The 16,637-nt window shown below is 47.2% G+C and carries 17 protein-coding genes, 1 tRNA gene and 1 pseudogene; 7 read left to right on the forward strand and 12 right to left on the reverse strand.

All coding sequences use genetic code 11. The features are described from left to right. Nucleotides 1-318 precede the first annotated feature (318 nt). Entirely contained in the window at nt 319-1,104 is a 786-nt protein-coding gene (gene xth, locus QUA07_RS20215) for an exodeoxyribonuclease III (protein ID WP_333328397.1), read from the forward strand. Nucleotides 1,105-1,275: 171 nt separating this feature from the next. Next, a complete protein-coding gene (locus tag QUA07_RS20220; RefSeq protein ID WP_333328400.1) occupies nt 1,276-2,151 on the forward strand; it encodes an SDR family oxidoreductase in 876 nt (291 codons plus the stop codon). Nucleotides 2,152-2,316: 165 nt separating this feature from the next. On the opposite strand, the gene QUA07_RS20225 is transcribed toward QUA07_RS20220, so the two are convergent. Both QUA07_RS20225 and QUA07_RS20230 read right to left on the reverse strand, forming a co-directional pair. Then, on the reverse strand, nt 2,317-3,438 hold the full coding sequence (locus QUA07_RS20225) for an EAL domain-containing protein (RefSeq protein WP_333328403.1): 1,122 nt from the start codon (nt 3,436-3,438) through the stop codon (nt 2,317-2,319). A 478-nt stretch (nt 3,439-3,916) separates the two neighbouring features. Beyond that, nucleotides 3,917-3,990 (reverse strand) — tRNA-Pro (locus tag QUA07_RS20230). A gap of 91 nt (nt 3,991-4,081) precedes the next feature. On the opposite strand from QUA07_RS20230, the pseudogene lipA reads away from it, so the two are divergent. The 4 genes and pseudogenes from lipA to QUA07_RS20250 all read left to right on the forward strand — a co-directional run. Further along, nucleotides 4,082-4,957, forward strand: a pseudogene (gene lipA / locus QUA07_RS20235) (lipoyl synthase); the annotation flags it as partial. A gap of 162 nt (nt 4,958-5,119) precedes the next feature. Further along, on the forward strand, nt 5,120-5,257 hold the full coding sequence (locus QUA07_RS20240; RefSeq protein WP_333328405.1) for a hypothetical protein: 138 nt from the start codon (nt 5,120-5,122) through the stop codon (nt 5,255-5,257). Nucleotides 5,258-5,764: 507 nt separating this feature from the next. Beyond that, a complete protein-coding gene (gene sigC, locus QUA07_RS20245; RefSeq protein ID WP_333328408.1) occupies nt 5,765-7,030 on the forward strand; it encodes an RNA polymerase sigma factor SigC in 1,266 nt (421 codons plus the stop codon). A 410-nt stretch (nt 7,031-7,440) separates the two neighbouring features. Beyond that, nucleotides 7,441-7,968, forward strand: a complete 528-nt coding sequence (locus QUA07_RS20250; protein WP_242724395.1) for a transcriptional repressor — start codon at nt 7,441-7,443, stop codon at nt 7,966-7,968. A gap of 177 nt (nt 7,969-8,145) precedes the next feature. Here QUA07_RS20250 and QUA07_RS20255 read toward each other — a convergent pair whose 3' ends face one another. The 3 genes from QUA07_RS20255 to QUA07_RS20265 all read right to left on the reverse strand — a co-directional run bounded on the left by QUA07_RS20255 (nt 8,146) and on the right by QUA07_RS20265 (nt 11,337). Further along, nucleotides 8,146-9,723, reverse strand: a complete 1,578-nt coding sequence (locus QUA07_RS20255; protein ID WP_333328413.1) for a peptidoglycan-binding protein — start codon at nt 9,721-9,723, stop codon at nt 8,146-8,148. A 529-nt stretch (nt 9,724-10,252) separates the two neighbouring features. Further along, the gene (locus QUA07_RS20260) at nt 10,253-10,429 is read right to left on the reverse strand and encodes a hypothetical protein (protein ID WP_242724391.1); all 177 of its coding nucleotides are present in this window, start codon (nt 10,427-10,429) and stop codon (nt 10,253-10,255) included. Between the two features lie 446 nt (nt 10,430-10,875). After that, the gene (locus QUA07_RS20265; protein WP_333312207.1) at nt 10,876-11,337 is read right to left on the reverse strand and encodes an SH3 domain-containing protein; all 462 of its coding nucleotides are present in this window, start codon (nt 11,335-11,337) and stop codon (nt 10,876-10,878) included. A gap of 10 nt (nt 11,338-11,347) precedes the next feature. Here QUA07_RS20265 and QUA07_RS20270 point away from each other — a divergent pair, with 10 nt between their 5' ends. Next, nucleotides 11,348-11,470, forward strand: coding sequence for a hypothetical protein (locus tag QUA07_RS20270; protein ID WP_333328416.1), 123 nt, complete (start codon nt 11,348-11,350; stop codon nt 11,468-11,470). A gap of 77 nt (nt 11,471-11,547) precedes the next feature. On the opposite strand, the gene QUA07_RS20275 is transcribed toward QUA07_RS20270, so the two are convergent. The 7 genes from QUA07_RS20275 to rpmH all read right to left on the reverse strand — a co-directional run bounded on the left by QUA07_RS20275 (nt 11,548) and on the right by rpmH (nt 16,560). Then, entirely contained in the window at nt 11,548-13,056 is a 1,509-nt protein-coding gene (locus tag QUA07_RS20275; protein WP_333328419.1) for an AAA family ATPase, read from the reverse strand. Nucleotides 13,057-13,171: 115 nt separating this feature from the next. Continuing rightward, nucleotides 13,172-13,684: a YceD family protein gene (locus QUA07_RS20280; protein ID WP_333328421.1), complete on the reverse strand. Its 513-nt coding sequence runs from the start codon at nt 13,682-13,684 to the stop codon at nt 13,172-13,174. Between the two features lie 90 nt (nt 13,685-13,774). Beyond that, nucleotides 13,775-14,248 (reverse strand): R3H domain-containing nucleic acid-binding protein, encoded by a 474-nt coding sequence (locus QUA07_RS20285; protein WP_333039170.1) that lies wholly within the window; start codon nt 14,246-14,248, stop codon nt 13,775-13,777. 11 nt (nt 14,249-14,259) lie between these two features. Beyond that, a complete protein-coding gene (gene yidC / locus QUA07_RS20290) occupies nt 14,260-15,408 on the reverse strand; it encodes a membrane protein insertase YidC (RefSeq protein ID WP_333083009.1) in 1,149 nt (382 codons plus the stop codon). A 203-nt stretch (nt 15,409-15,611) separates the two neighbouring features. Next, nucleotides 15,612-16,004 carry a PH domain-containing protein gene (locus tag QUA07_RS20295; RefSeq protein ID WP_333161710.1) on the reverse strand — a complete coding sequence of 131 codons (393 nt, stop codon included), beginning with the start codon at nt 16,002-16,004 and terminating at the stop codon, nt 15,612-15,614. Then, the gene (gene rnpA, locus QUA07_RS20300; protein ID WP_333328425.1) at nt 15,976-16,380 is read right to left on the reverse strand and encodes a ribonuclease P protein component; all 405 of its coding nucleotides are present in this window, start codon (nt 16,378-16,380) and stop codon (nt 15,976-15,978) included. Before rnpA ends, QUA07_RS20295 begins: the two co-directional genes overlap by 29 nt. A 42-nt stretch (nt 16,381-16,422) precedes the next feature. After that, a complete protein-coding gene (gene rpmH / locus QUA07_RS20305; RefSeq protein ID WP_006632320.1) occupies nt 16,423-16,560 on the reverse strand; it encodes a 50S ribosomal protein L34 in 138 nt (45 codons plus the stop codon). Between the last annotated feature and the right edge of the window lie 77 nt (nt 16,561-16,637).

Genomic DNA, 16,637 nt, shown 5'->3' on the forward strand with positions numbered 1-16,637 from the left:
ATTAGCTCCGAGTTGTGCTTACTTGAACGGGTTAATTGGAAATCAGGGAAAAACTTCATAAGTATAATTACTCACTGCAAAAGTGACATGCTCCCCGTGCAACAGTTGCTGTCATTTCTGGAATTGACGAGCAGTCGCGGGGGTGAAGAGTCATAATAAATTATTTAATATGCTGCGTGATTACACAATCATTCTGCCTATTCAGGATGGCGATGTCTGAGGGGTTTCACCCCTCCGACCTTCGCCAACAGTCTCTTTCAAGCGCCGAGTCATTCGAATTTGGGTTCCCCCCACATCACCGTTAGGATTACTGTATTAATGAAAATCGCCACCTGGAACGTCAACTCAATCCGCACCCGCCTAGAACACGTTACTAGCTGGTTGCACACAAACTCCCCAGACGTTCTCTGCCTCCAAGAAACCAAAGTTACAGACAAAGACTTCCCCCTAGAACCCTTCACCAACCTCGGCTACAACTGCTACATTTCCGGTCAAAAATCCTACAACGGTGTCGCCATTTTTAGCCGATCGCCTCTAACGCAAATCAGCACCGGATTTGCCCCCATTCTCGGCGAAGAAACCACAGGTATTTTTGACGAACAAAAACGCCTAATAGCCGGGGTTATAGACGATATTTGCATTATTTGCGTATACGTTCCCAACGGTTCCGAAGTCGGCAGCGAGAAATATGAGTATAAGCTAAAGTGGCTCCAACTGCTGCAAGAATACCTCAAAATAGCACTAGATAAATCCCCCAACTTGTGCATTTGCGGCGACTTCAACATCGTCCCGGACGATCGAGATATCCACAATCCCAAAGCCAATGCTAACTCCGTCGGCTTGTCTGTCGCCGAGCGCCTCGCACTCACAGAAATCATAGAATTAGGATTAAACGACCCCTTTCGCAAATTCACATCAGAAGGTGGCCATTATAGCTGGTGGGACTACCGCGCCGCCGCATTTCCCCGCAACAACGGCTGGAGAATCGATCACCATTATCTTAGCCCTCCCCTGTACGAACAAGCAAAAAACTGTACAATAGATATTGCTCCTAGAAAATTAATCAAACCCAGCGACCACGCCCCCGTAATTGTCGAAATTTGATTTATAAGTTATAAGGTTAATAACAATTGACATCTTGCACCATTCTCAATAAGCCTTGGATGGGCGGGCAGGATGCCCACACCACAAGAAAATTAACTCTTTGTGGTACAGGCATCTTGCTTACTATTGAGAAAAGTGCAAGATGTAAGTAACAACCAACAACTAAAAATCATGTTCTTAGTAACCGGAGCAACAGGCGCGCTAGGGCGCCGAATTGTACGAGAAATCCGACAGCAAGAAAAGCCTGTCCGCGCATTCGTTCGCCTCGCATCTCGCTACTCTGAACTAGAAAACCGAGGCGCCGAGATTTTTATCGGCGACTTAAAACAAGACAAAGATATTAAAAAAGCCTGCCAAGGAGTGCAATACATCATCAGCAGCCACGGCACCGGCGGCGACGTTCAAGCAGTACATTACCGCGCTAACATAGAATTAATCGACTGCGCCAAAGAAGCCGGAGTGCAGCACTTTGTCTTTATTTCGGTACTGGGAGTCGATCGAGGATACGAAGATTCCGCAGTATTCAAAGCCAAGCGAGAAGTAGAAAAATACCTGCAAAATAGCGGCTTGAATTATACAATCTTGCGGCCTGCCGGTTTTGCTTCCAGCTTGTTACCCCTAGCAGAAAGATTTCGAGAAACCGGACTTTACCTGCTGATTGGCGACGGCAAAAACCGCACATCTGTTGTCAGTACCGACGACTTAGCAAAGATTGCCGCAGACTCGCCAACAGTCGAAGGCGCCCGCAACCAAATTCTGCGAGTCGGTGGTCCGGATGTGCTCACAAGAGACGACATTCCCCGCATTTTTGGACGCTTATTCAATCGCGAACCGATGGTAATCAACCCGCCACTGGTTGTGTTTGACGGTTTGAGAAATGCCTTGGGTTTATTGAATCCTCAAGCTCAAAAAGACTTAGGAACTTTGCGCGTATTGCTGGGTAACGAGTATTTCTGCACTCCCGAAGAAGTGCAAAACTTGGAATCAATCTACGGCATGAGAATGGAATCCTTAGAAAGCTTGTTGCGGCGCAATTTGAGCGTTTAAAATGCTAGTCATTCTCGTTACCAGGCATAGCCTGGTAATGAATATCCGGAGGCTCTGCCTCCAAACCCTTGTCTCATTTTAATGGAGGCAGAGCCTTCCTATATGCGTCCCCAGGCTCTGCCTGCGAACGAGCAAATGTAGCGCCAAATCGCAACTGAAAACCATTTAAGCAGAAATAGGTACTGGTTCAGCACCAATATAGCTCGTAACTGCGATCGGCGGAGAAGTCGGCTTAGCAATCAAATAACCTTGAACAAAAGTTGCTCCCCGTTGCCGCACCCACTCAAACTCTTCCAAAGTTTCCACACCTTCAGCAATAGTTTTAATTTCTAATTGAGCCGCAATTTCTAACATCTTTTCAGTAATTAGTGCCTTATAATAATCTTGATGGACGTTGCGAATTAATTCCATATCTAACTTAATAAAATCTGGACGCAGTTGGTGCATCAAATTTAAATTAGAAGAACCGCTGCCAAAATCGTCCAGGGCAATTAAAAATCCCGCTTCTCGGTAAAACCTCAGAATCTTAATCAAGTGAGCCAGATCAGGAGGGTGCTGAGATTCCGCTACCTCAAAAACAATATTGCTGTGAGGAATTCCAGCTTCATCAATAGCCTGTACTGTTCTTCGCAGGCACGTAGCGGGATCGTAAACTGAAGTCGGAGAAAAATTAATAAAAAGTAGTTCTTTGATATCGTAAACATGGGCTTCGCGGATAGCGCGAGTCCGGGCTAAAACATCTAGTTGAAAAATTAGGCCTGCTGATTCTGCTTGGGCAAAAATCCGACCCGGATAAATTAAGTTTCCTTGCTCGTCAATTCCTCGGAGCAGCGCTTCGTGGGCAAAAATTTTAGAAGTATCTGAGGTATAAACAATAGGCTGAAAATGCGTAGTAATGCGTTCTTCGGACAATAAATCTAACAGCCAATCAGAGTTACTCAAATTAATAAAAGAGTCTAAGGAAGTGCTGCGATAAAAATCGCTAAGCTTTGGCTGTTCAACTTCCCGCATCCACAAAACTTTTGTCTCTTTCAACTCTTGAGTTGTCAGCACCGATGATGCTAGGGCGTTAAACTTTTCTTTTGCTATTCCCTCAAGCATAATGTACAAACACTTGCTCTCTTCTAACAGCCGGAATTCAAATTCAGCCTTGGTTAGTGCAGAAATAACCTTGGTCAGCGTATGATATACTGGGAACCACAGGTATAGACCTCCGCGGTTCTCTATTTTGGCTGGTACTGTTTCGCAGCGAGAGCAGGAGCCGAAGGCTTTGCCACTTATTTGCATTGGAATATCCTCCGGTTTTTGAGTGGATTTTAGACACGCTAGCAATTAAGTTTTATTATAAGCTCATTCACCTATTAATTCATCTATCTCAAGATGTAAATCGTGATGAACTTGTATTTAAGAATTATTGCAGTATTTATACTGACCTCCGGTTTCAAACCTTGGTCAAAGTTCTCAGTATTAAGCAAGTACCTGTGATAAAACACTGTTCCAAATCATCACAGAGGGAGAAGGCAAAGACTTGTTCGCTACTCTCTACTGCTGCTGTGATTTTTTACGCCTTATTCTCTAATTCCCTCTGCCAAAACAGTCGCTACAGTTAATTTTTTAGCCAAGGCGAATTAACAAGTCCGTGAAGCGCAGCTATCCCCTAGGGAATCGCCCGAGCGACTAATTTATGCGTACCAAAAATATACACACCCGGACGATCGCCCAAAACACACTCACTTGCTGGGGCATATCCAATTTAATTTTATAATCGGGATGACAGGATTTGAACCTGCGACCCCCTCGTCCCGAACGAGGTGCGCTACCAAGCTGCGCTACATCCCGGATTTAGTCAATAGATTTTTAGCTTATCACACTCAAGTCAAAATTGAGCAAGCTCGTATATAATTATTTGTAAAACACTACTCAGGCGGAGACAGACGTGACAGTTAAGCCCCAGTGGTTGCGAGTTAAAGCCCCCCAGTGGGAGCGCGTCGGCAACGTCAAAGAAATTTTGCGGGATTTGTCCCTGAATACGGTTTGCGAGGAGGCGTCGTGTCCGAACATCGGCGAATGCTTCAACGCAGGTACTGCGACATTTTTGATTATGGGCCCGGCTTGTACCCGCGCCTGTCCTTACTGCGACATCGATTTTGAGAAAAAGCCCCAACCATTAGATCCCACGGAACCCCAAAGATTGGCGCAAGCGGTGCAGCGGCTCAAACTCAACCACGTCGTGATTACCTCTGTCAACCGGGACGATTTGCCGGATGGGGGCGCGTCTCAGTTTGTCGAGTGCATTCAAGCAGTGCGATCGGCGATGCCCGATACAACTATAGAAGTTTTGATTCCCGACTTGTGCGGCAACTGGCAGGCTTTAGAAATCATTCTCGCAGCCCGGCCAGAGGTACTCAACCACAATACCGAAACCGTAAAGCGACTTTACCGCAAGGTGCGGCCGCAAGGAAAGTACGATCGCACCTTGGAACTATTACAGCGAAGCCGCGAACTCGCACCTGGGGTTTACACCAAATCCGGCATCATGGTGGGACTCGGAGAAACAGACGCCGAAATTCGGGAGGCGATGCAGGACTTACGGGCTGTCGGCTGCGATATTTTAACAGTTGGACAGTACCTGCAACCGACTCAAAAGCACTTGAACGTAGAAAACTTTGTGCCTCCAGAACAGTTTGATGCTTGGAGAAAGTTTGGCGAATCTTTGGGATTCTTGCAAGTTGTCGCTTCTCCCTTAACTCGCAGTTCCTATCACGCCGAACAGGTGAGGGAACTGATGAAACTTTACCCACGCTAGCAATTTTAATTTGAGTTGACTCACGCCCGTTAGCGAAGCCCTCGAAGAGGATCGCACCATTCTCACTAAAACCAGATCAACCGGGTAACAGCGAGGAAAAACTTGCGTTTGATATGCAGGCCCTGGGCCAAAAACCCGGTTTCAGATGCTGGTGTTCGGGGCGTGATCTTAAGCGAGAAGCAGCAGCCAACAGCAAAACAATTATCGGTCGATCGCCACCTCAAAGTCGCGACTTACCTAAAAAAAATCCAGAAACCGGGTTTCTTCCTCACACTTCTAGGTTTTCATCCAGAAAATTGAGGAAGAAACCCGGTTTTTGCGTCAGCCAATAACTCGGTACTGGGGAGTCGAGCAACTCTGAAACCCCTATTCTATAATGGATTAAACTTCTGCGCCCACTGCCGCGTATTTAATCAAGAGCGCCGAGTTATATAAAGTTTTATTAAAAAAATGGCTAATTTTCCGAAGTGATCGGGAACCAGCTTATTGGTGATGAAGATTAACTTAACTTCTGACTAACGTCACTTGTTTATAGCGAGTCACTATCTATACTAGCTACATAAACAAAGAAGTACAACACACTTTTCGGGCCTTCAACCTGTTACATCAGAAAGTTCTTAGCGTTTTCCAGAATCTTGGTAAAACAAGTGGGGCAGCAAAAGTTCGATCTCTCCAACAGCAGAAAAGTCAGGAAAGTTAGTAAAGAAACACAAAGCGGTGATGCTTCGTCTTAACCAAGTGGGCATCTTAATTATAAAAAACCGCTAAGCGTAGCATCTTTTCACCGGAGCAACTGAGAAAATCACTATGCCAGCCACCTCTTTTTACGCTGAAGCTGAATTCGACGAACAACTGCGAGTCAATCCCTTGCAAGGTGATGTGTTGGATGAAGATGCTGAAGAAGCTGGAGACGAACTGCTCGACCAAGACCCAGCAGAGACAGAAGATGCAGACCCAGCAGCCAAATTGCAAAAAAATGCCAACCGTCGCACTACAGATTTAGTGCGCCTGTACCTCCAAGAAATAGGTCGGGTTCGTCTCTTGGGTAGAGACGAAGAAGTCTCGGAGGCTCAAAAAGTTCAGCGCTATATCAAATTGCTGGAATTACGCAACACCGTCGCATCCCAAGAAGAAGGGCTAATTGGGCGCTTCGTGCATTTAATTGAAGTGCGCGATCGCTTAGCAGCACAGTTGGGACATAAACCTTCCTTGGAACGCTGGGCATTAACTGCCGGGGTCGATGACGTGCCAGAACTCAAGCGAATTATGTCCGAAGGCAAGCGCCAGTGGGCCGAGTTAGCCGAGATGACGGTCGAGACGATCGAAAGAATTCAAGCTGAAGGCGTCGAAGCTAAAGACCACATGATTAAGGCGAACCTGCGCCTGGTGGTTTCGGTGGCGAAAAAATATCAAAATCGCGGTTTAGAATTGCTCGACTTAATACAAGAAGGTACTCTGGGACTGGAGCGAGCTGTAGAAAAGTTTGACCCGACGCGGGGCTATCGGTTTAGCACCTATGCCTACTGGTGGATTCGGCAGGGAATTACGCGGGCGATCGCCACTCAAAGCCGCACCATTCGCCTCCCCGTCCACATTACCGAAAAACTGAACAAAATCAAAAAAGCCCAGCGCAAAATTTCTCAAGAAAAAGGTCGGACAGCTACGATCGAAGACATCGCTGTCGAGTTGGACATGACGGCCCCCCAAGTCCGAGAAGTTTTGCTGCGAGTCCCCCGTTCTGTTTCTTTGGAAACTAAAGTGGGCAACGAAAAAGATACGGAGTTGGGCGACTTACTCGAAACCGACAGCATCTCCCCAGAAGAAATGCTGATGCGAGAAGCTCTGCACCGCGACTTGCAGCAACTGCTGGCAGATTTGACCAGCCGCGAGCGAGATGTAATTCTGATGCGCTTTGGTTTGGGTGACGGACACCCCTATTCGCTGGCAGAAATCGGTCGTGCCCTCGACTTGTCCCGCGAGCGCGTCCGCCAAATTGAAGCCAAAGCTTTGCAAAAACTCCGCCAACCTAAGCGTCGCAACCGCGTCCGCGACTATCTGGAGTCTCTGACTTAAATTTGGCCGGTCAATCAGCGCGATTAATCAGGGAGCAAGGCATTTGGCACTTGTGCAGAAGGCATGAGGCATTCGGAAGAAGTAACAATATTTACTTCTCAACCACTTCTCTGTCCTCTGCAGCAAGTCAATCGATTTTAGATTTTAGATTTTAGATTTTAGAATTGAAGCATTGACCCCACGCATAAATTCGGGGGCAAGTTTCATCCGATACAGGTTTTTTATTTCTGGACGGATGAATCCGGGCGCTTGTATCCTGGATGCTTTCATTCATAAAGCTGGTTAAAAGTCAAACAATATCAAAAACCAAATTTTTTTCTCAATCTTTTTTCAATAAGCTGCGATATTTGCAAAATATCTCGATCGTTGTGTATTATTGTCAATAGGCAGACTTTCTTGAGAGGGTCACAATGGCACTTTACACCGCGTCTTCATTCAAATCCGAACTCAATGACAAAGGCTGGCGGATGACTCCCCAACGGGAAACCATCTTGCACGTGTTTCAGAACCTCCCCAAAGGCAATCACCTGAGTGCGGAGGATTTGTACACTTTGTTAAAAAATCGCGGAGAAAACATTAGCTTGTCCACCATTTACCGAACTTTAAAGTTAATGGCAAGGATGAGCCTGCTCCGCGAACTCGAACTAGCAGAAGGTCACAAACACTATGAAATAAACCAGCCTTACCCGCATCACCACCACCACCTAGTCTGCGTTCAGTGCAACAGAACGATCGAATTTAACAACGATTCGATTTTAAAAATTGGCATGAAGCAAGCTGAAAAGTCTGGGTTGCACCTGCTAGACTGCCAGCTAACCATTCATACGGTTTGCCACGAAGCTTTGCGGATGGGATGGCCGTCTTTGGTTTCCAGCAATTGGTCTTGTCCGAGGTCGATCGCCCACAACGGCAACAGCGCCCCGGATTCAATCGAGTGACTATAGCCTATTTTCGCATTTCCAGTACGGCTTGTTACAAGTTTTAACAAAAATTGGTAGCCCAAGTGCGATCACAGTTACGCAGAAACCGGGTTTCTTCAGAAAAATACATCATTTCAGGAATGAGTCGGAAACGAGAAACCCGATTTCTTTGATGTAGCGTCCCCAAGCCTGGGGCTAAAAAGTTTGGCTCAACAAATCGTCGCTGCTGACCCCGTAACTGCGCTGAGCTCGATCGAGGGCGTCTCTCGTCGAAGCATCGAAAACTCCGCCGATGGGGCCTGCGTAAAAGCCGAGGTCTTGCAGTCGCCTTTGTAATTGCTGAATGCTCGATCGAGAGTTGAAACTGCTGCTAATTGGAACAGCAGGAACAGCTACCCGGCCAGCTAATCCATTTTGGAGCGCAGCCAAAGTCGCCGGAGTGGCAATACCCGTCGCCGGTGACAAATTGCGTTCCTCCTGAAACGACAGCACCGCAAACTCGGTCTCGGCTCCAAAGACTCCGTTCACCGGGCCGGGGTTTTTGCCCAGACTGCTGAGGGCAGACTGAAGTTGTCGAACAGCAGGCCCAGTATCGCCCCGTCGCAGACCAGCAACCATTTGCGGCGCAGGCTCTGCCGCCTGCCTGTTACCTTGCCGCAAAGCTGATCGAGTGCTGCGATCGACCCTTCCAGTCCCAAACAGCCCGCTATCCCTCTGAAAGCGGATCAAAGCTGCCTGAGTTGGTCGATCGAACCAACCGTGAATCTGGCTCCTGTAATAACCCAATTCTTGCAGCCGCCGCTGCACAAATTCTACTTGTCGGCCTCTGTCGCCCAACTCCAGAAAATCTCCGCCATAACTCTGTTGCTCATCTTCCTCAGTCCATGAGGTAATTTCAGCTTCCCTCATCTGGGCATCGATAGCGGTCAAAGTAGCAGTGTCCGCGCAGCCGTCAGAAACCAGATTGTAATCTTGCTGAAAACGAGTCACAGCGTAGAGAGTGCGTTCCCGAAACTTGCCGTCAACGCCGCCTTCAAAATAGCCCAAAGCTTTTAATTGCCGCTGGATCAAGTCTACCGTCGCCCCTCTGTCCCCGAACCGCAGCCCCTTGCAACCGCCATTTCCCGAAATATTCCCTGGAAGCGTAACGGGGGGAACCGGCCGCGTGGAACCAAACAGCAAAGCTAAAGTTTGCCTATCGGCAACTCCAGTCACCCGCAGTCGATTAATTCGCTGGAAGTATCTCACCGCATGGAGAGTAACTTCGCGAAAACTCCCTGTGGGATGCGCGCTGAAGTAGCCTAGCTGCTTCAACCTGCGCTGCAGAGCAGAAACATCTGCACCCGCGTCTCCAAAACGCAGCTCCCGATAATTTGTATAAATAGTATTAAAAGGTCGATCGTCATCCCCGGCAAAACTGTTGAGTGCTATCACAGTAGCTCGATCGGGCCTACCAGTCAGCGACAGTTGATAGTCTCGCTGAAAGTTAGTCAGCGCTTGTTTTGTTACCGGGCCGAGTTGACCTGTCGAAGATCTGGGAAAATAGCCGAGTTCCCGCAACCTGTCTTGAATCGCTCGGACATTGGGATAGCCCGGATCTATTTGAGCAAAAGCCGCACCGGCTGCACTCAAAACCGACAGCATCAAAGCCAGAGACAGCAAACGGACGTAAGTCTGACTCGATAGGTTTTGCCACTTGGGCTCATCAAAAATTTTCGACTCTGCGGGTGCTTCGCAAACAAGAGCAAGTTCGAGGTAAGCAAGAGATTCCATAATTTTTTAGTGTGAAATTGTGGGTGGGTTGTGTGAGCAAACTGCCAAAAATGATTTTTGGCACGCTTGGCTTGGATTCTATCAACGCTAAGTTCTACTTGAAAAGCGCGAAGCACCCGTTTTTCTAAAAAGAATACCGTCAAAAATAATTACAGGTAACAACCAAGATAGCATCGCTGCTTCTAGAGGCGGGAGACTCAGCAAAAAAGTTTGCAAGCACATCTTAGCCTTTAATGCCGAAAGAGAATAAGTTCTGGGGTAGTGCTGGCTAATATTTTATCTGGCTGCCGCAGAAATGACCACAAGACTTGCGCGCCAGTTGTCATCCGCTTAATTTGTTGTCGGGTAAAGAGTCTGAAATCGCAGGTTTTTTGTTAAGAAACGCGGCTTCTTCATGTGGCGAGTGCGTCTGGGAAAGTACCGCTGATTAACCAAAAAACTAGCCACTAAAAATCCCCACTTTTGCTAGTTGCAAATAGGGCGGGGATTTTTTGATAAGTTGACTTTTTATTAAAAAATCGACGATCGCTTAAATTAAGCCGAACCGATCGCAAATTACAGCTACTCCCGCTGCAAAAATAGTAATTGCGATAGCTACCAGCGGATTTTGCCCTCTGCTCACCGCAAAAGAGGTAACGACCCCAGCTCCCAAAGCTGCAGTAACAGCAGCAGTCGCCAAATCTCGATCGGGACGTTTGTCGTACATATTTTTTATTGTTGGTAGCTGTTAAGCTGAAAACTTACATCTTGTAATCCAAGCTACCACTCTTGCCTCTGCGGCGGTGACAACCGCCTGGGTTTTGCAACTAACCTTAAAATTTTGCTAATTTTCTTAACATACTCTCCTGAATAACATAAGTTGGGATTATGTATTTTCGAGTTTTTCTGTTGAGTTTTAGCTTTGGAAACCTTTTGTCTGATGGGCTTTTATGTCAAATTCAGGATTTGGCAGTGGCGATCGCACCCACAATCTGTGCGCCTTACCCAGCAATCTCCAATATCGTAAATAAATTTAACTTGACTTTTTGTAAAAAATATGTACCTTGCCATTTGAAGCAAAAGACAGAAAAAAAACCGACCTTGGTGAAGAATCACACACTGCGATTGCTTCGCTGCCCTCACAATCACAAGAGTATATTTTTTGTCTAATTTTTATTCGTCCTCAACTTTTTCAGTATTGCCACCTTTGACCCAACCTTCGCGATTGCCATCCTCAATCCGAATTCGCTGCCACTCTTTGTCGGGCGACTCTTCCAAAACTACGACTCTTTCCTTGTAACCAACACCGCCAATGCGGTTCGAGTCTCGGCTACCAGTATCCCGGAGAATTAAGCCGATCGGCTGAGTCACCATCGCGCGGTAAGCTCCCGGTTCCAGCGGTTTGGGAGACGGGGCATCGCTAGATGTAGAAACAGGGCTAGCCTGGGCTGTTGACTTCGGCGCAGCGCCCGCAACCTGAGCTGGTGTTTTGTCGTTGGAAAAAACTGGTTTTTCGGGCAAAGTAGTTAGCTTAGCGGCAAAGTAAAGTGCAGCAGCCACGCTAGCACCTGCCATCAGGACGATCGCTAGCAGAAAACCTACTAAAAATTTGAAAACGCTATATACACTGTTCATAAAACCGCAAATGAAGGAAGAAGGAAGAAGGAAGAGGGAAGAAGGAAGAGGGAAGAAGGAAGAGGGAAGAGGGAAGAAGGAAGAGGGAAGAAGGAAGAGGAAAGAGGGAAGAAGGTTGACTCTTGAGTGTTGACTGCTGAATGTTGAGTAAAATCTGGTAACTGCCAACTGACAACTGGCTACTAACTACTGACTACTGACTTCAAAAGCTTAACCTTGAATCCGGCGGCTCAAACTGCCGTATCTAGAAGCAAGGCGAGCTTTCCCAGCAGCGGCCCAATCTTGGAGAAACTGGATTTGTTCTTGAGCCGTTCTGGCTAAGGGCACCATCTGACTAGCTGATTCTAAAATATCATCTGTCGTAAAGTCTCGATTTTGGCTAAACCCAATGTGCATTGCTTCAATCAAAGTTTGCTCGATTTCGGCCCCTGAAAAATCGGGAGTTTCGTAAGCCAAGCGCTCTAAATCGTAATTTTTGATGCTGTGCGATCGCAACCGCAACAAATGTACCTCAAAAATCGCCCGCCGTTCCTCCTGGCTGGGCAAACCCACAAAAAATATTTCGTCAAACCTGCCTTTTCTCAGCATTTCTGGCGGCAAAGACTGGATGTTGTTGGCTGTTGCTACCACAAACACCGGCGAAGTTTTTTCTGCTAACCAAGTAATAAATGTCCCGAACACCCGGCTAGTTGTGCCGGAATCCCCTTTACCGTCTAATCCCGCAAAAGCTTTGTCTATCTCGTCAATCCACAGCACGCAGGGGGCCAAAGCTTCGGCTAGCTGAATCATTTGCCTGGTGCGGGATTCCGATTCTCCTACTAATCCGGCAAACAAACGCCCGACATCCAAGCGTAGTAAAGGCAAATGCCAGTGGTGGGCGATCGCCTTTGCTGTTAAGGATTTTCCGGTTCCTTGAATTCCGACTAACAACAAACCTCTGGGATGCGGCAAACCGTATTGGCGGGCTCGATCGGAAAAAGCACCGCCACGCCGCAGCAGCCATTCTTTGAGATTGTCCAAACCACCGATATCGGATATATTTTCGCGGGCCGGGTAAAAATCCAGAATTTGAGTTTGGCGAATTGTTTGGCGCTTTTCTTCTAAAATCAGTTCCGCGTCGTCGGGGTGGAGTTCGCCTCTGGTGGCGATCGCCTTGGCCAAAACTCGACGGATTCGTTCGAGCGACAGCCCTTGACAGGAGCGCACTGTTTCGTCCAGCAAACGCCCTTCAATGGCTTGTCCGGTAGCCCCTAATAGCCTTTCTACCTCAATTTTGATTTCCGCGGCCGCAGGCAGGGGAAACTCCAAAACAGTCATCACTTCGCTGAGGTCTTCCGGGATCGAAACTATAGGAGATACGATGACAATATTTTTGGGCACAGATTTGAGGAGTCTCGCCAAATTCCGCAGCTTGCGGGAAATCGAGACATCTTCCAAAAACCGCTGAAAGTCGCGCAGAATAAAAATTGCCGGGGCGGAGGCGGGCAATTTTTCGAGAAATTCCAAAGCTTGCAGCGGGTTGCGCTTGCCAAAACCTGTATCGTTGGGATTGCCTTGGTAGCCATCAACAAAATCCCAGATGTATACGGCGCGAGAACCCTGTTTTTTGGCGCATTGGGCGATCGCCGCTTCTACGCGCTCTTCCTCCCGTGTGGGAATGTAAATTAGGGGGTAGCGCGATCGCAGCAGTAGTTCAAACTCGTCGCTAAAAATAGTCATTAGTCAGTTGTCAGTGGTTAGTTGTTAGTTGTCAGTGGTTATTTGTTATTTGTTCTTTGTTATTTCTTATTAGCTAATGCCAACTGCCCACTGCCAACTGCCCACTGCCAACTGACTAAGGCAATTGCCGTTTAAGTGCTTCCAGAGAAGCCCAGCGACTGTCTGAGACTGTTTCGGTGCTTTCTGTATTTGCATCATCAGTTAAAGAAATTCCCGGACATTCAGTATCGCATATCTGTTTGTGCGGCAGTTCCAAACACATTTGCTCGTACACCCAATCCCCCGGAGAGAAATAGCCACCAGGGGACAAATTTTCCACCAAATCTTCTAAAGCAACTTCTATTTCTGCTGAACTTGAATCTGTTGGATTTGCTGTTTCTTCCAGCCAGATTAGTTCAGATGAGTTGAGTGCCAAACGATGATTGTATTGTTTCAAGCATCTGTGGCAGGTGAGAGTAACTATTGTTTCTGCTTTCGCCTTCACCTCAAGATAATTCCCTTGGTGAGTCACTTGCAGTCGCCCTCGCACTGGAGTAAGAGTTTCTAAATCGGGGATAAATTCTTCAAAATCAATGACCTCTTTCCGCTCAGTTTTTGTGAGGAGATGAGGGATATAAATTGTCTCCATAATCTTTTGCCTTCCTACTTCTTGAATTCAAAGGTCAAAAGGAATAGTTAAGTTGTAACTTCTTCCTTCTTCCTTCTTCCTTCTTTAGCGTCAGCGCAGTCGCACTACCAAACGCCGATCGGGTTCTTGTCCTTGACTGTAAGTTTCTATGTCCTCACATTCGCTCAAAAAGCTGTGGACTTGACGGCGTTCTGCCGAAGACAGCGATTTTATTTCAACTTCAACTCCCGTCGATCGGGCTTGATCTGCTGCGTACTCTGCCATCGATCGCAATTCCTCTTGGCGGCGGATGCGATAGCCATTTAGTTCAACTGTATAAGGAATTGACTCCTCTACTTCCTGACCTATATTCTGAACCGTGTTACAGAGGTACTGAATGGCATCTATTACATTACCGTTTGGCCCGACTAAGATTGCAACTTGTTCTGGAGTCAAATTGCTTTCATCTATTGTCATCCAATAGCAATCTTTTTGTTGTTCGCATACCACTTTTGAAGGAATTGCGGACAGTTGTAGCAATTCTTCTAACCATGCCTGTCCGCGCTGCATTTGAGAGTCTTTCATTGTTGTTAAAATCAAGCCTTTTTCTTAGAACGCTTGGGCTCAAAGGGAAGTGCATCTAATCCTTGTTCTTTTTGGGTTTTCGCCTCTGCTTCGTCCACTATTTTTTGGAGGTTTTCGGGCAGCGGTTCTCGCGACAAAATAAACGATTGAACTGTTTGGAAGATGTTAGCAATAAGCATATACATCAACACGCCGGCGGGCAGCGGGAAGAACAAAAACATCCCTGAAAATATGACTGGCGTTAGTTTGTTAACTGTAGCCTGTTGGGGGTTGTCGTTTGGCCCTTGTGCTTGTCCTGAAAGGGTTTGGTTAATGTACAAACTGATGCCGAAGCCCAGGATCATTACCAAAATATCCCAGTGGATTGTACCGTCTGAGTCGATCGCGCCAACGCGACCTAGAGCTTCAATAAACAGGAATCCTTTGTTAGTAGCCAATCCGGGGATTGTGCCTTGAACTGTGGCTTCACCGGGCGCTAATGCCGTGATGTTACCCTGTTCATCTACCTTGACCACTTCTTCGCCTTTGATGACTTTCCAGCCGGGTTCAAAGTCGATTTCGCTCTTATTTTCTGCTGCTAAAACTTTGAGAGGTTTGCCCTCTGGGGTTTGAAAATTAATCTTGGTTGTGTCGCCGATTGCGAGTTTGTCGCCGCCTGGAATTACGCCCACAACAGGAGCATGAAAAGTACCTGTGACGTAAATATTTTGTGGCGGTGTAGCAAAAGCTTGCGGTTGAACAGTTTCGATTTGTTCTTTCGGCAAAACTTGAACGTTAACGCTGTAATTTATGTCAGAAAACGGCGAACCCCTGAGCGTTGCAAACAGTGCAAACAGCACTGGCATTTGCAGCACCAATGGGAAGCATCCTGCTAAAGGATTACCAAATTCTTTGTATACTTTGCTCATTTCCTCCTGCTGTTTTGCAGGATTTTCTTTATAGAGTTTTTGAATTTGATCTACTCGCTCTTTCATCAATGGCTGCGCTACTTTCATGCGCCGCATATTGCGAAGAGAGCCTGCATTGAGAGGATAAAGAGCAAAGCGAATCACGAGCGTCAGAGCTACGATCGCTAAACCGTAGCTTGGCACGATCCCGTAGAAAAAATCTAGGATCGGGAGCATGAGGTTGTTGGAGAGAAACGAGATACCAAAATCCATTCGCTTTGAGTTAATTTAGGTGCTCTATGTTTACTGTTGAGAACTATTTTCACCCGCTGAACGCGAGCCGCCTCAATTTTTCGGGTTTTGTCTCTATCTTAGGACATTGCCTGTCGATCGACCGCCCAGTCTGCGGGTTTGTTGTAATGAGTTTGCCAATACTCGCACTCACTTTACCCTGATTTGAGGGCGAAGCGGTTCGGTTATTTAGCTTTGGCCGCGTTTGCTTTTTGAGCGGCTATGGGCAGTTTTTCGTTAATGTAGTCATACATTGCTCGAAATTTCGGCATAGCTCTGAGTTCCAAGCGACTGCCATTTTTCATGGTGAGCACCATGTCTCCGTAAGTCCCGAAACCGCGAGGTACAGTGACGATTTTGACTATATCTGAGTAGATAACGTCTGTCTGCTCGCCCCCCATCCAACCGCTAGTTACGGACACTCGGCGGCTCGTAATCCGATAGCGTAGCCACAGAGCCCGGACAATTGCTCCTACTGCTAGGGGGATTCCCACCACAGTCAGCCCCAGGAGTAAATTCAGGATCAAGTCTCCGGGCGCGGGGCCGCCTTCATAATATACTTCCTCTCGAATTCCCATCTAGTACCTCGGCTTCTACCAACAACTGCTCTAATTCTTGCAGAATTTCTGCATAATTGCACTCTTGTGCGATCGGACGCACGACAATTACTAAATCCCACCCGAATTTTAATCGGGGCAATAGCTGTCGCAAAGCTGCCCGAATCTGACGCTTAATCCGGTTGCGGACTACAGCGCGTTTGCTGACTTTCAGGCTGATGGAAATGCCTGTGCGAGTGGGCTGCAAGGATTTTTCGTCTGTCGGTTTCGCAAATTCGGCGCTTTTTGGTTTACGCAGAGCTCTTAAACTGAAATGGGCCGAGTTGCAGCGCATTCCCTTGCGGTAGACGGCGCTGAAGTCTTTTCGGTGCTTAAGTCGGTTTGTCTCGGGCAACATGGCGTAGGGCGATCGTGGAGGCCTCTCAACCTTGATGCAGTGCTAGACTGCGAGGCGGTGGCGACCTTTGCTGCGGCGAGCTTTGATTACCAATCGACCGGTTGCGGTACGCATTCTGGCGCGAAAACCGGATGTTCTTTTTCTTTTGCGGCTGGTTCCGTGCAGGGTTTGCTGTGTCATTTTGATTTCTCCCGGCTTGTTACTTTACTTTTGATTAATATTCACAATCTTCTAGTGTACCATAGAGTTGTTTTCTT

Source organism: Microcoleus sp. T3_A4 (assembly GCF_036700465.1).
Taxonomy (GTDB): domain Bacteria; phylum Cyanobacteriota; class Cyanobacteriia; order Cyanobacteriales; family Microcoleaceae; genus Microcoleus.

Excerpts from the sequence above, each read along its gene's own strand:
- xth (WP_333328397.1), top strand. The coding sequence starts at position 319 with ATGAAAATCGCCACCTGGAACGTCAACTCAATCCGCACCCGCCTAGAA.
- QUA07_RS20220 (WP_333328400.1), top strand. The coding sequence starts at position 1,276 with ATGTTCTTAGTAACCGGAGCAACAGGCGCGCTAGGGCGCCGAATTGTA.
- QUA07_RS20225 (WP_333328403.1), bottom strand. The coding sequence starts at position 3,438 with ATGCAAATAAGTGGCAAAGCCTTCGGCTCCTGCTCTCGCTGCGAAACA.
- sigC (WP_333328408.1), top strand. The coding sequence starts at position 5,765 with ATGCCAGCCACCTCTTTTTACGCTGAAGCTGAATTCGACGAACAACTG.
- QUA07_RS20250 (WP_242724395.1), top strand. The coding sequence starts at position 7,441 with ATGGCACTTTACACCGCGTCTTCATTCAAATCCGAACTCAATGACAAA.
- QUA07_RS20255 (WP_333328413.1), bottom strand. The coding sequence starts at position 9,723 with ATGGAATCTCTTGCTTACCTCGAACTTGCTCTTGTTTGCGAAGCACCC.
- QUA07_RS20260 (WP_242724391.1), bottom strand. The coding sequence starts at position 10,429 with ATGTACGACAAACGTCCCGATCGAGATTTGGCGACTGCTGCTGTTACT.
- QUA07_RS20265 (WP_333312207.1), bottom strand. The coding sequence starts at position 11,337 with ATGAACAGTGTATATAGCGTTTTCAAATTTTTAGTAGGTTTTCTGCTA.
- QUA07_RS20270 (WP_333328416.1), top strand. The coding sequence starts at position 11,348 with ATGAAGGAAGAAGGAAGAAGGAAGAGGGAAGAAGGAAGAGGGAAGAAG.
- QUA07_RS20275 (WP_333328419.1), bottom strand. The coding sequence starts at position 13,056 with ATGACTATTTTTAGCGACGAGTTTGAACTACTGCTGCGATCGCGCTAC.
- QUA07_RS20280 (WP_333328421.1), bottom strand. The coding sequence starts at position 13,684 with ATGGAGACAATTTATATCCCTCATCTCCTCACAAAAACTGAGCGGAAA.
- QUA07_RS20285 (WP_333039170.1), bottom strand. The coding sequence starts at position 14,248 with ATGAAAGACTCTCAAATGCAGCGCGGACAGGCATGGTTAGAAGAATTG.
- yidC (WP_333083009.1), bottom strand. The coding sequence starts at position 15,408 with ATGGATTTTGGTATCTCGTTTCTCTCCAACAACCTCATGCTCCCGATC.
- QUA07_RS20295 (WP_333161710.1), bottom strand. The coding sequence starts at position 16,004 with ATGGGAATTCGAGAGGAAGTATATTATGAAGGCGGCCCCGCGCCCGGA.
- rnpA (WP_333328425.1), bottom strand. The coding sequence starts at position 16,380 with ATGTTGCCCGAGACAAACCGACTTAAGCACCGAAAAGACTTCAGCGCC.
- rpmH (WP_006632320.1), bottom strand. The coding sequence starts at position 16,560 with ATGACACAGCAAACCCTGCACGGAACCAGCCGCAAAAGAAAAAGAACA.